12 protein-coding genes are annotated in these 12,559 nt (G+C 73.0%); all 12 read left to right on the forward strand.

Annotated elements, in window-relative coordinates; all coding sequences use genetic code 11:
* Nucleotides 1-116: 116 nt before the first annotated feature.
* The gene (locus AC4IHM_RS26195; protein WP_490869443.1) at nucleotides 117-2,144 is read left to right on the forward strand and encodes a tetratricopeptide repeat protein; all 2,028 of its coding nucleotides are present in this window, start codon (nucleotides 117-119) and stop codon (nucleotides 2,142-2,144) included.
* Nucleotides 2,145-2,275: 131 nt separating this feature from the next.
* Nucleotides 2,276-3,400 carry an alanine dehydrogenase gene (ald, locus tag AC4IHM_RS26200; protein ID WP_490869444.1) on the forward strand — a complete coding sequence of 375 codons (1,125 nt, stop codon included), beginning with the start codon at nucleotides 2,276-2,278 and terminating at the stop codon, nucleotides 3,398-3,400.
* 438 nt (nucleotides 3,401-3,838) lie between these two features.
* Nucleotides 3,839-4,969: a ParA family protein gene (locus AC4IHM_RS26205; protein ID WP_311572921.1), complete on the forward strand. Its 1,131-nt coding sequence runs from the start codon at nucleotides 3,839-3,841 to the stop codon at nucleotides 4,967-4,969.
* Between the two features lie 41 nt (nucleotides 4,970-5,010).
* Nucleotides 5,011-5,523, forward strand: a complete 513-nt coding sequence (locus AC4IHM_RS26210) for a hypothetical protein (RefSeq protein WP_490869445.1) — start codon at nucleotides 5,011-5,013, stop codon at nucleotides 5,521-5,523.
* 18 nt (nucleotides 5,524-5,541) lie between these two features.
* Complete coding sequence (locus AC4IHM_RS26215) at nucleotides 5,542-6,555, forward strand: segregation and condensation protein A (protein WP_490869446.1); 1,014 nt, start codon at nucleotides 5,542-5,544, stop codon at nucleotides 6,553-6,555.
* A complete protein-coding gene (gene scpB, locus AC4IHM_RS26220) occupies nucleotides 6,552-7,205 on the forward strand; it encodes an SMC-Scp complex subunit ScpB (RefSeq protein ID WP_490869447.1) in 654 nt (217 codons plus the stop codon). Before AC4IHM_RS26215 ends, scpB begins: the two co-directional genes overlap by 4 nt.
* Nucleotides 7,205-8,320 (forward strand): pseudouridine synthase, encoded by a 1,116-nt coding sequence (locus AC4IHM_RS26225; RefSeq protein ID WP_490869448.1) that lies wholly within the window; start codon nucleotides 7,205-7,207, stop codon nucleotides 8,318-8,320. The genes scpB and AC4IHM_RS26225 overlap by 1 nt, the downstream gene beginning before the upstream one ends.
* Before the next feature lie 66 nt (nucleotides 8,321-8,386).
* Nucleotides 8,387-9,109: an NUDIX hydrolase gene (locus AC4IHM_RS26230; RefSeq protein ID WP_490869449.1), complete on the forward strand. Its 723-nt coding sequence runs from the start codon at nucleotides 8,387-8,389 to the stop codon at nucleotides 9,107-9,109.
* Complete coding sequence (locus AC4IHM_RS26235) at nucleotides 9,106-10,128, forward strand: ADP-ribosylglycohydrolase family protein (RefSeq protein ID WP_490869450.1); 1,023 nt, start codon at nucleotides 9,106-9,108, stop codon at nucleotides 10,126-10,128. The genes AC4IHM_RS26230 and AC4IHM_RS26235 overlap by 4 nt, the downstream gene beginning before the upstream one ends.
* Before the next feature lie 126 nt (nucleotides 10,129-10,254).
* Entirely contained in the window at nucleotides 10,255-10,617 is a 363-nt protein-coding gene (gene aroH, locus AC4IHM_RS26240; RefSeq protein ID WP_490869451.1) for a chorismate mutase, read from the forward strand.
* On the forward strand, nucleotides 10,614-11,699 hold the full coding sequence (locus AC4IHM_RS26245) for a prephenate dehydrogenase (RefSeq protein ID WP_490869452.1): 1,086 nt from the start codon (nucleotides 10,614-10,616) through the stop codon (nucleotides 11,697-11,699). Before aroH ends, AC4IHM_RS26245 begins: the two co-directional genes overlap by 4 nt.
* A 112-nt stretch (nucleotides 11,700-11,811) precedes the next feature.
* Nucleotides 11,812-12,507 carry a (d)CMP kinase gene (cmk, locus tag AC4IHM_RS26250; RefSeq protein ID WP_490869453.1) on the forward strand — a complete coding sequence of 232 codons (696 nt, stop codon included), beginning with the start codon at nucleotides 11,812-11,814 and terminating at the stop codon, nucleotides 12,505-12,507.
* Nucleotides 12,508-12,559: the final 52 nt, after the last annotated feature.

A 12,559-nucleotide genomic window follows, 5' to 3' on the forward strand; every position in this document is an offset into this window, starting at 1 on the left:
GGGATGCGCCCGCCGCGCTCCGCCGGGAACGTAGCAGAGCGTGAACTAGGCTCGGGAAACGCCCGAACCGGGGTTCCGGCGGGCGCCGGCGTGCGGTGGGATCGGGAGTGTGGCCCGTGACGGATCAGGCGGTGGACACGGACGGCGTACGGCTGTCGGACGACCCTGCTGAGGAGAGTCGGTTCCTGGGCCGCACCCGGGAGTTGAAGGAGCTGCGCGCCGACATCGAGCGCGCGGGCCTGGACACCCTCTCCGGCCGCAAGGCCCCCCGCGCACGCGTGCTGCTCATCGCCGGCCGCCCCGGCTCCGGCCGCACCGCGCTCGCCGAGGAACTGGCCGCCCAGGTCGCCGACGGCTACCCCGACGGTGTGCTGCGGGCCCGGCTGAGCGAACCGGACGGCACGCGCGTGCCCGTCGAACGGCTCGCCCGGGAACTGCTCGCCGAGCTGGACCTCCCCACCCCGCCGGGCGCCGACGAGGACGACCTCACCGAGGCCCTGCGCACCGCCCTCGCCGACCGCAGGGTGCTGCTCCTGCTCGACTCCGCCGCCGACGCCGAGCAGGTCGACGCCCTGCTGCCGGACAGCCCGGACTGCCTGGTCGTGGCCGTCGCCGAGGGCCCGCTGACCGGCATCGCGGATGTCCGCCCGTGCACGCTGGGCGGACTGGACACCAAGTCGGCCCTGGAGCTGCTGTCCCGGTACACCGGCTCGGTCCGCGTCACCGTCGACCCCCTGGCCGCCGAGCAGCTCGTCGAGGTCTGCCAGGCCCAGCCCGCCGCGCTCACCCTGGCCGGCGGCTGGCTCGCGGCCCGCCCCCAGGCCGCCGTCGCCGACCTCGCCAGGCACGTGCACGCCGAGGGCGACGAGGGCACCGCGCTCAACCGCGTCTTCCGGCTGGCCTACGCGTCCCTGCCCGGCTCCGCCGCCCGGATACTGCGACTGCTCAGCCTCGCCCCCGCAGGACTGGTCGACCCGCACACCGCCTCGGCCCTCGCCGGCTGCTCGGTGACCGGGGCCCGCACCACCCTGGACGACTTCGTCGCCCTCGGCCTGCTGCGCGCGGTGGACTCCCCGCTGCCCGAGTACGAGGTCCCCGGCTGCCTGCACGCCCAGCTGAAGGCGCTCGCCGAGACCCACGACCGGCCCGCCGAACTGCAGCTCGCCCGCGCCCGCATGCTGGAGCGGACAGTGCGGCTGCTCCAGTCCTGCCGCGCGGTCACCGAGACCGACAGCCCGCAGGCCCGCGAGAAGCTCCTCGGCATGCCGCCCGCCCTGCGCTTTCCCGGCCCGCGGGCCGCCGCCGACTGGCTGCGCGCCCGCCGGCCCGCCCTGCTGGCCGCGGCCCGGCTCGCGGTCGCCGACGGAGAACTCGACACCCTCGCCCGCCGTCTGATGTCCCAGCTGGTGCGGGCCATGGTGGCCCACTTCGGCACCCGGGCGGCGGCCCCCGACCTGTACGGCGTCCACCGCCTCGTCCTCGACGTGGCCGAGCGCCGCGAGCTGCCCCGGGAGAAGGCGGCGGCCCTGCTGAACCTGGCCGACCTGGACGCCCGCACCGGCCGCACGGCCGAGGCCCTGGTGCGCTACCGGGCCGCGCTGGACGCCGGACGCGAGGCGAACGACCCGTACGCGACCGGCCGCGCGATGGAATCCGTGGGCGGCGCCCATCTGGAGCTGGGGGACTACGACCGGGCCGCCGACTGGTTCGGCCGGGCCCTGGCCCAGCGGCTCGCCCGGGACGAACGCGGTGACGCCGCCCGGATCTACGGCCGGCTCGCCACCGCCCACACCTACGCCGGCCGCTACGGCGAGGCGGTACGGGGCTGGCGCGCGGCGGTCGCCGGGTACCGCAAGGCCGGTGACGTGGCCGCGCACGCGCGGGCGCTGTCCGAGCTGGCCCGCGTCCAGGAGTACGCGGGACGCCCCGAAGAGGCGCTGCGCACCTGCCGGGAGGCCGTGGACTGGGCCCGCCGGGCCGAGGACGTCCGGCTCCAGGCCGCGCTGCACCTGCGGCTCGCCGACACGCTGGACCGGCTCGGCGATCCCACCGCGGCCGGTCTGCAACGCGGCGTGGCCGAGCGGATGCTGAGGGAAGAGTCCGCGGAAGCCTACGAAATCCGCAGCACATCCTCTGAAGATTGAAGCTTTGAAAGGCTGGACACCGGGAACGCCTTCATTAAACTGGCTCTGCCGCACTTTCTCCTGCGGTCTCTCCCGGCGTGCTCGCGTGAGCGGGTATGCCTTGCTCCAGCCCATCCTCTGAGCCAAGGACCGTGATCCACGTGAAGGTCGGCATCCCCCGCGAGGTCAAGAACAACGAGTTCCGGGTGGCCATCACCCCCGCCGGTGTGCACGAGCTGGTGCGCCACGGCCACCAGGTCGTCATCGAGCGCGACGCGGGCGTCGGCTCCTCGATCCCCGACACCGAGTACGTCGCCGCGGGCGCGCGGATACTCGACACCGCGGACGAGGTCTGGGCCTCGGCCGACCTGGTGCTGAAGGTCAAGGAGCCCGTCGCGCAGGAGTACCACCGCCTGCGCAAGGACCAGACGCTCTTCACCTATCTGCACCTGGCCGCCTCCAAGGAGTGCACCGACGCGCTCGTCGAGGCCGGCACCACCGCGATCGCCTACGAGACGGTCGAGCTGCCCGGCCGCGCGCTGCCGCTGCTGGCCCCGATGTCCGAGGTCGCCGGCCGGCTCGCCCCCCAGGTCGGCGCCTACCACCTGATGGCGGCCAACGGCGGCCGCGGTGTCCTGCCCGGCGGTGTCCCCGGCGTACTGGCCGGCCGGGCCGTCGTCATCGGCGGCGGCGTCTCCGGCTGGAACGCGGCGCAGATCGCCATCGGCCTCGGCTTCCACGTCACCCTGCTCGACAAGGACATCAGCAAGCTCAAGGAGGCCGACAAGGTCTTCGGCACGAAGATCCAGACCGTCGTCTCCAACGCCTTCGAGCTGGAGAAGGCATGCCTGGAGGCCGACCTCGTGATCGGCGCGGTCCTGATCCCCGGCGCCAAGGCCCCGAAGCTGGTCGGCAACGAGCTGGTGTCCCGGATGAAGCCCGGAAGTGTTCTTGTCGACATCGCGATCGACCAGGGCGGCTGCTTCGAGGACTCCCACCCGACCACGCACGCCGAGCCGACCTTCCCGGTGCACGACTCGGTCTTCTACTGCGTCGCCAACATGCCCGGCGCCGTGCCGAACACCTCCACCTACGCGCTGACCAACGCCACGCTGCCGTACATCGTGGAACTGGCGAACCGCGGCTGGGCCGAGGCGCTGCGCCGCGACCCCGCGCTGGCCAGGGGTCTCAACACCCACGACGGCAAGGTTGTTTACAAGGAGGTGGCCGAGGCACACGGTCTGGAGCACGTCGAGCCGGCCTCGCTGCTCGCCTGACCGAGCCCGCCCGAGCCCGACCTGGCCCGACCGGGTCGGCAAGTCGGCCAAGTCGCCGAACCGTAAAGGCGATACGTCAACAGTCGTCGTCAACCTCACGCGCCCGGCGGGACCTTGCCCGACAAGGTCCCGCCGGGTGTGTGTATGGTCACTTTGCGATTCTCGCTCAACTCGCCTCGAACGTAACCCTTCAACCGATTCGCGCACCGGTGAAACCTGCTGTGCGACGGTCGTACGCCCTTGACAGAGGGATGTTTCATTGCCGACACATCGGGCCGGGTCCGGCGGATTGTGTTGCTGCGGACGGCCGACACGCCATAGAGTCGCCGAACGTCGGCATGGTGCCACGCTGACCTGTCTAGAAGTTTCCTGGTCACCAAGGAGGTAAGACGACTTGTGAATGAGTCGACATTTACTCCCGGGGGTGGTCAACCAGGAATGCCTGCACGGGCCCACGGCCCAGGGCGTCTCGAGGCTGTCGGCTCCGTCGCTGTACGCACCTTCGCAGCCGCCCACCAGAGTCCGCAGGCAACTCGGACAGCACACATGAGTATGGATGGCCAACACGTGAACGCCATGGCCGGCGACGGAAGTGGCGCGCCCCGCAACCACTTCGCCGACTACGACGAACTGCCCGAGGGGCACTTCTACGACCCGGACGCGGAGTACGAGCCCGATCCCGAGTACGCCGCCACGCTCGCGCCCGACGCGGCCCGCCAGCGCCGTGAGCGCATCGGCCCGACCGGACGCCCGCTGCCGTACTTCCCGATCCCGGGCCCGCTGACCGACCACGGCCCCGCGAAGATCATCGCGATGTGCAACCAGAAGGGCGGCGTCGGCAAGACCACGTCGACCATCAACCTGGGTGCCGCGCTCGCCGAGTACGGGCGCCGGGTGCTGCTCGTCGACTTCGACCCGCAGGGCGCGCTGTCGGTCGGTCTCGGCGTCAACCCGATGGAACTCGACCTCACCGTCTACAACCTGCTCATGGAGCGGGGCATGGCGGCCGACGAGGTGCTGCTGAAGACGGCGGTCCCCAACATGGACCTGCTGCCCAGCAACATCGACCTGTCGGCGGCCGAGGTGCAGCTGGTGAGCGAGGTCGCGCGCGAGTCCACGCTCCAGCGGGCGCTCAAGCCGCTGATGGACGACTACGACTACATCGTCATCGACTGCCAGCCCTCGCTCGGCCTGCTCACGGTCAACGCGCTGACGGCCGCGCACAAGGTGATCGTGCCGCTGGAGTGCGAGTTCTTCGCGCTGCGCGGTGTCGCGCTGCTGACCGAGACGATCGAGAAGGTCCAGGAGCGGCTCAACCCGGACCTGGAACTCGACGGCATCCTCGCCACGATGTACGACTCGCGCACGGTGCACAGCCGCGAGGTGCTCGCGCGGGTCGTCGAGGCGTTCGACGACCACGTCTACCACACGGTCATCGGGCGCACGGTCCGCTTCCCGGAGACCACGGTCGCCGGCGAGCCGATCACCACCTACGCCTCCAACTCCGTCGGTGCCGCCGCCTACCGTCAGCTCGCCAGGGAGGTGCTCGCCCGGTGTCACGCCGAGTGAGTCTGCCGGGGGCCGACGAACTCTTCCGTACGACAGGAGGTATGGCGCTCCAGGCGTCCTCCCCGCGGCGACCGGCCAACGGCGAGGCCCGGGTGCCGGCGCCGGCGGGGGAGAGCGACCAGACCGCCGCCGAGGACGCGCCGCAGTCGGTGCCCGCGCAGGGCGGCGACGGCCAGGGCGCGGAGCACGCCGCGGCGGACGCGGAACCGGGCTCGGCGGGCGAGTCGCGCACCCGGGGCGCGGAGCGCTCCGCGCGGGGCTCCGGACCGGGCACGGGCGCGCAGGAAGGTTCTGCCGCCGCACAGCCCCGCAAGCGCGGCCGGGCCGCCGCACGCCGTCCCAGCGGCCGTGAGCGCCACGACGAGAAGATCACCGTGTACGTCTCCGCCGAGGAGCTGATGGACCTGGAGCACGCCCGCCTGGTACTCCGGGGTGAGCACGGTCTGGCCGTGGACCGCGGCCGCATCGTCCGCGAGGCCGTCGCCGTGGTCCTCGCCGACCTGGAGACCCGCGGGGACGCGAGCATCCTCGTACGACGGTTGCGCGGCCGGTAGCGGTAGCCTGCGGGGGCCATGACCTCGAACGACGCCCCCCGCCGCCGCACACTGGGCCGAGGCCCGGGAGCACCCGCCCCGCACGACATCCCGGAGCCCAAAGCCGCGGTCACCCACGACGGCGCCGGGCGGGAAGCCCCGCCGGATCGGGCGCCCGCGGCCGTGCCGGAGGATGGCCCGGCGGACGGTGAGGCCCCCCGGCAGGGCGTCGCGGAGCCCGGGGACGGGGTTTTCAAGGTGCGGCTCGACAACTTCGAGGGGCCGTTCGATCTGCTGCTCCAGTTGATCTCCAAGCACAAGATGGACGTCACCGAGGTCGCGCTGTCCCAGGTGACCGACGAGTTCATGGCGCACATCCGGGCCCGGGGAGCGGACTGGGACCTCGACGAGACGACCGAGTTCCTGGTGGTCGCGGCCACGCTGCTCGATCTGAAGGCGGCCCGGCTGCTGCCCGCCGCCGAGGTCGAGGACGAGGCCGACCTGGCGCTCCTGGAGGCCCGCGACCTGCTCTTCGCACGGCTGCTCCAGTACCGCGCCTACAAGCAGATCGCGGAGATCTTCAACGAGCGGCTGGCGGCCGAGGCCCGCCGCTACCCCCGTACCGTCGGCCTGGAGCCCCACCACGCCGAGCTGCTGCCCGAGGTCGTCATCAGCATCGGGCCGGAGGGGTTCGCCAGGCTCGCCGTGAAGGCGATGCAGCCCAGGCCCAGGCCGCAGGTGTACGTCGAGCACATCCACGCGCCCCTGGTCAGCGTGCGGGAGCAGACCGGCATCGTGGTCGCCCGGCTGAAGGAGCTGGGCGAGACCAGTTTCCGCGTGCTGGTCCAGGACACCGAGGACACGCTGACCGTCGTGGCCCGCTTCCTGGCCCTGCTGGAGCTGTACCGCGAGAAGGCCGTGGAGCTGGACCAGCCGACCGCGCTCGGCGAACTGCTGGTGCGCTGGAGCGGCGGGGACGGGGTCACCGGGCCGGTGGTGACCGACGAGTTCGACCGGCCGCCGGAGCGGGCCGAGGAGGGACGGAAGGCGTGAGTGACGAGACCCCGGAGGCGGCGGGCGGGCCGGGCGGCGTCGCCGACCTCGACCTCAAGCCCGCCATCGAGGCCGTCCTCATGGTCGTCGACGAGCCCGCGACCGAGGAGCATCTCGCGAAGATACTGCGCCGTCCCCGGCGGCGGATCGCGGACGCGCTGCGCGAACTGGCCGACGAGTACACCGTCCAGGGCCGCGGCTTCGAGCTGCGCCCGGTCGCGGGCGGCTGGCGCTTCTACTCCCGCCCCGAGTACGCCGCGGCCGTCGAGGGCTTCGTCCTGGACGGCCAGCACGCCCGCCTCACCCAGGCCGCGCTGGAGACCCTCGCCGTCGTCGCCTACCGCCAGCCGGTCAGCCGCAGCCGCGTCTCCGCGGTGCGTGGCGTGAACTGCGACGGCGTGATGCGCACCCTTCTGCAACGGGGCCTGGTGGAGGAGGCGGGCACGGAACCCGAAACAGGTGCGATCCTGTACGTGACGACGAACTACTTCCTGGAACGGATGGGCCTGCGCGCTCTGGACGAACTCCCGGAGCTGGCGCCCTTCCTCCCCGAGGCGGCGGCGATCGAGGCCGAGACGCAGGAAGGGTTCCCGTCGTTCGATCCGGACGCCCCGGATTCCGAGGACGCAGACGACAAGACGGAACTTTGATGCGAAGCAGCAGCGGCAGGAACAGCAGCGGAAACAACGGCGGGAGCCGTGGTGGCAACAGCGGCGGCCGCGGCGGGAGTGGCGGTGGCCGCGGCAACCACCGCGGCGCCGGTGACAACCGCGACGACAAGCAGGGCGGCCGTCCCAAGAAGCCGCGCCCGGAGGAGCGCCGCTACGACGTCGGTCCCGGCGCCTCCCCGGAGGGTCCCAAGTCCGGCCGCGGCGGCTCGGCCCGCGGCGGCGCCAAGGGCGGTCCGAGGAAGCCCCAGCAGCGGGGGCGCTCGGCCCCGGCCACGTCCCGCGAGTACGAGACGCGCGCCGAGGAGCGCAACCGGGAGCGGTACGCCGGCAAGAAGGACGTCAAGCCGCCCAAGACCTTCCCGGGCGCCGAGCAGGAGGGCGAGCGGCTGCAGAAGGTCCTCGCCCGCGCGGGCTACGGCTCCCGGCGCTCCTGCGAGGAGCTGATCGAGCAGGCGCGCGTCGAGGTCAACGGCGAGATCGTCCTCGAACAGGGCAAGCGGGTCGACCCGGAGAAGGACGAGGTCAAGGTCGACGGCCTGACCGTCGCCACGCAGTCGTACCAGTTCTTCTCGCTGAACAAGCCCGCCGGTGTCGTCTCCACCATGGAGGACCCGGAGGGCCGCCAGTGCCTCGGCGACTACGTCACCAACCGTGAGACCCGCCTCTTCCACGTGGGCCGGCTCGACACCGAGACCGAGGGCGTCATCCTGCTCACCAACCACGGCGAGCTGGCGCACCGCCTGACCCACCCGCGGTACGGCGTGAAGAAGACCTACCTCGCGCACATCGTGGGCCCGATCCCGCGCGACCTCGGCAAGCGCCTCAAGGACGGCATCCAGCTGGAGGACGGGTACGCGCGCGCGGACCACTTCCGGGTCGTCGAGCAGACCGGCAAGAACTACCTGGTCGAGGTCACCCTCCACGAGGGCCGCAAGCACATCGTCCGCCGGATGCTGGCGGAGGCGGGCTTCCCCGTCGACAAGCTGGTGCGCACCGCCTTCGGCCCGATCACCCTGGGCGACCAGAAGTCGGGCTGGCTGCGCCGGCTGTCCAACACGGAGGTCGGGATGCTGATGGGGGAGGTCGACCTCTAGAGCTTGTGCCGACCGCCACCCCCCTTTTATAGTCCTAGTGACTCTAAAAAAGGGGGGTGGCCGGCTGTGCACGGCTACGACAAGCACGCCTTCGAACCCTTCGCCGTCACCGTCGATCTCGCCGTCCTCACGCTGCGCGCGGGCGCGCTGCACGTGCTGCTGGTCGAGCGGGGGGAGGAGCCGTACGCCGGCCGCTGGGCGCTGCCCGGCGGCTTTCTGCTGCCGGACGAGCCGGCCGAGACGGCCGCCCGGCGCGAGCTGGCCGAGGAGACCGGCCTGGCGGACGTGACCGGACTCCACCTGGAGCAACTGCGGACCTACAGCGAGCCGGACCGCGACCCCCGGATGCGGGTCGTCTCCGTCGCCTTCGCCGCCCTGCTGCCCGGCCCACCCGAGCCGCAGGCCGGCACCGACGCCGCCGAGGCCCGCTGGACGCCGTACGACAGGGCCCGCGACCTCGCCTTCGACCACGGCCGGATCCTGGCCGACGCCCGCGAGCGCGTCGGCGCCAAGCTGGAGTACACCTGCCTGGCCACCGCCTTCTGCCCGCCCGAGTTCACGCTCGGCGAGCTGCGGCGGGTCTACGAGACGGTGTGGGGGACCACCCTCGACCGGCCCAACTTCCGCCGCAAGGTCCTCGCCACCCCGGGCTTCGTCGAACCCGTCCCCGGCGCCGCCCGCCTGACCGGCGGCCGCGGCAAACCGGCCGCGCTGTACCGCGCGGGGCCCGCCACCACCCTCCACCCGCCCCTGCTCCGCACCCCTTCTCGGGAAGGACGCCCCGCATGACCACGACCACCGCCACCAAGCGCGCCGCCACCGGGGCGCTCACCGGACTCGCGCTCGGGGACGCGCTGGGCCTGCCCACCGAGTTCAACGACGTACCCGCGATCCTCGCCAAGTGCGGCCCGTGGCGGCAGGCGGAGCTGCCCAGGCCCGCGACCGTCACCGACGACACGCAGATGACGCTGGCGCTGGGCAAGGGGCTGCGGACGGCCATGGACCGCGGACCGCTCGGGCCCGCCGGCATGGAGCCGCCGGTGTGCGCGGAGTTCGTCGACTGGTACCGGTCGCCGGAGAACAACCGGGCACCCGGCAACACCTGCCTCAAGGCCTGCGACCTCCTGGAGACGCCGGGCCGCGCCTGGCAGGACGCCAGCCAGCTCCGCTCCAAGGGCTGCGGCGCCAACATGCGCGTCGCGCCGGTCGGTCTCGTCCCCGGTCTGAGCGACGAACAGCGCGCTGGAGCGGCCCAGTTGCAGGCCGCGCTCACCCACGGGCACCCGACCGCGCTCGCCGCCTCCGACCTCACCGCGCACGCCGTACGGCTGCTCGCGGAGGGCGCCGAGCCGACCGGACTCGTCGGGCTGCTGCGCTCCTACGCCTACGACAACCGCGCCCGCTACCACGAGCGCTGGCTCGGCGACCTGTGGAGCCGCGCCCAGGACCCCACGCCCGAGCACTTCATCGCCCGCGGCTGGGACGAGTGCCTGGCGGCGCTCGACCGGCTCCAGCGGGCGGTGCGCACCGTCTCCCCGGAGACCGACCCGTGCCTCGCGGTCGGCGAGGGCTGGATCGCCGAGGAGGCCATGGCGGCCGGCCTGCTCTGCTTCCTGCTCTTCGTCGACGAGCCGCTGACCGCCCTGCGCCGGGCCGCCTGCACCAGCGGCGACTCCGACTCCATCGCCTGCCTCGCGGGCGCCTTCGCCGGCGCGCACCTGGGCGCCGGCGCCTGGCCGGACGAGTGGGCCGACCGCGTCGAGTACCGGTCCGACCTGGTGACCCTGGGAGCGCTCTGGGACGCCTGAGCGCACCGGCACCCCCGTCCGGTGCCGCCCGGTGTCTCAGGAGACGGGCGTCCGGGCCCGGTGCGCGGCGGGCTGACTAGGCTGGACGGACCAGAACCGAAACGCACGTCAGCAAGGAGCATTGCCGTGGCGGTACGAGCGGTCCGGGGCGCCGTCCAACTGGAGCGGGACGAGGCCGGGCACATGGACGAGCGGGTCGCGGCCCTGCTGACCGCCGTCATGGAGCGCAACGAACTGACGGTCGACGACCTGATCAGCCTGTGGTTCACGGCCACTCCCGACCTGCACAGCGACTTCCCGGCCGCTGCGGCCCGCGGGCTCGGCATCACCAACGTCCCGCTGATCTGCGCCCAGGAACTGGACGTCGAGGGCGCCATGCCCCGCGTCGTCCGCGTCCTCGCCCACGTCGAGTCCGACCGGCCGCGCGCCGACATCGCCCACGTCTACCTCGGCGCCGCCGCGGCTCTGCGCAAGGACATCGCCCAGTGAGAACCGCACTCGTCATCGGCACCGGCCTCATCGGGACCTCCGCCGCCCTGGCCCTGACCGGGCGGGGCGTCACCGTCCACCTCGCCGACCACGACCCCGAGCAGGCCCGCACGGCCGCCGCGCTCGGCGCCGGCACCGACCAGGCACCGGACGGGCCCGTCGACCTCGCGATCGTCGCCGCCCCGCCCGCCCTGGTGGCCGGCGTGCTCGCCGCCGCCATGGACCGCGGCGCCGCCCGCGGGTACATCGACGTGGCCAGCGTCAAGGGCGGCCCCCGGCGCGAGCTGGAGGCGCGCGGACTCGACCTGTCCTCGTACCTCGGCACGCACCCCATGTCGGGCCGCGAGAAGTCCGGCCCGCTGGCGGCCACCGGCGACCTCTTCGAGGGCCGGCCCTGGGTGCTGACCCCGACCCGGGACACCGACACCGAGGTGCTGAACCTCGCCCTGGAACTGGTCTCGCACTGCCGCGCGGTGCCCGTGGTGATGGACGCGGACGCCCACGACCGCGCCGTGGCCCTCGTCTCCCACATGCCCCACCTGGTCTCCAGCATGGTCGCCGCCCGCCTGGAGCACGCCGAGGAGGCCGCCGTACGGCTGTGCGGGCAGGGCATCCGCGACGTGACCCGGATCGCCGCCTCCGACCCCCGGATGTGGATCGACATCCTCTCCGCGAACCCGGGGCCGGTCGCCGACCTGCTCACCGACGTGGCCGGCGACCTGGAGGAGACGGTACGGGCCCTGCGCGCCCTGCAGTCCTGCGACGAGGACAAGCGCCGCGAGGGCGGCGCCGGCATCGCCGAGGTGCTGCGGCGCGGCAACGCCGGACAGGTCAGGGTCCCCGGCAAGCACGGCTCGGCCCCGCGGGTCTACGAGACCGTGGTCGTCCTCATCGACGACCAGCCCGGCCAACTGGCCCGCATCTTCGCGGACGCGGGACGGGCCGGCGTCAACGTCGAGGACGTACGGATCGAGCACGCGACCGGGCAGCAGGCCGGTCTGGTGCAGCTCATGGTGGAACCGAGGGCCGCCGCCGTGCTCACGGCGGCGCTCAAGGAGCGGGGCTGGGCGATCCGGCAGTGAGCGCGGGGCCACAGGGCCTGTCCGGGGGCCCCGGGGGACCCAGTAACCTTGTGCGGGACGCGCTCGCGTCCCGCACCCCACTCACCGCACCGCACCAGGAAGGTGTCCCCTCGTGGAAAACGGCGCCGCCCCGACCGTTCCGGCCGTGATTGTCGCCATCGACGGCCCCTCCGGCACGGGCAAGTCGAGCACGTCGAAGGCCGTGGCCGCGCAGCTCGGTCTGAGCTACCTGGACACCGGCGCACAGTACCGGGCGATCACGTGGTGGATGGTCACCAACGGCATCGACACGGACGACCCGCACGCCGTGGCCGCCGCGGCGGGCAAGCCCGAGATCGTCTCCGGCACCGACCCGGCGGGCCCCACCATCACGGTCGACGGCGTGGACGTGGCCGGCCCGATCCGCACCCCGGAGGTCACCGCCAAGGTCAGCGCGGTCAGCGCCGTACCGGAGGTCCGCGCCCGGATCACCGAGTTGCAGCGCACCATCGCCGCCGCAGCGCCGCTCGGCATCGTCGTCGAGGGCCGCGACATCGGCACCACCGTGCTCCCGGACGCCGACCTGAAGATCTTCCTCACCGCCTCGGCGGAGGCCCGCGCCGCCCGCCGCAGCGGCGAGCTGAAGGGCGTCGACGTCGCCGCCACCCGCGAGGCCCTGATCAAGCGGGACGCGGCCGACTCAAGCCGCAAGACCTCCCCGCTGGCCAAGGCCGGAGACGCGGTCGAGGTGGACACCACCGCCCTCACCCTCCCGCAGGTCATAGAGTGTGTCGTCACCCTCGTCGAGGAGAAGCGGGCGGGGAAGTGAGCGAAACCTCCAGCGTGCCCGTCCCCTCCGAGAAGGGCGCCGAGGTCGGACG

This window comes from Streptomyces sp. SL06 (assembly GCF_058244745.1).

Bases quoted from the DNA above. Each gene is read 5' to 3' on its own strand.
- AC4IHM_RS26205 (WP_311572921.1), top strand. From the start codon at position 3,839: ATGCCTGCACGGGCCCACGGCCCAGGGCGTCTCGAGGCTGTCGGCTCC.
- AC4IHM_RS26235 (WP_490869450.1), top strand. From the start codon at position 9,106: ATGACCACGACCACCGCCACCAAGCGCGCCGCCACCGGGGCGCTCACC.
- AC4IHM_RS26225 (WP_490869448.1), top strand. From the start codon at position 7,205: ATGCGAAGCAGCAGCGGCAGGAACAGCAGCGGAAACAACGGCGGGAGC.
- AC4IHM_RS26210 (WP_490869445.1), top strand. From the start codon at position 5,011: ATGGCGCTCCAGGCGTCCTCCCCGCGGCGACCGGCCAACGGCGAGGCC.
- AC4IHM_RS26215 (WP_490869446.1), top strand. From the start codon at position 5,542: ATGACCTCGAACGACGCCCCCCGCCGCCGCACACTGGGCCGAGGCCCG.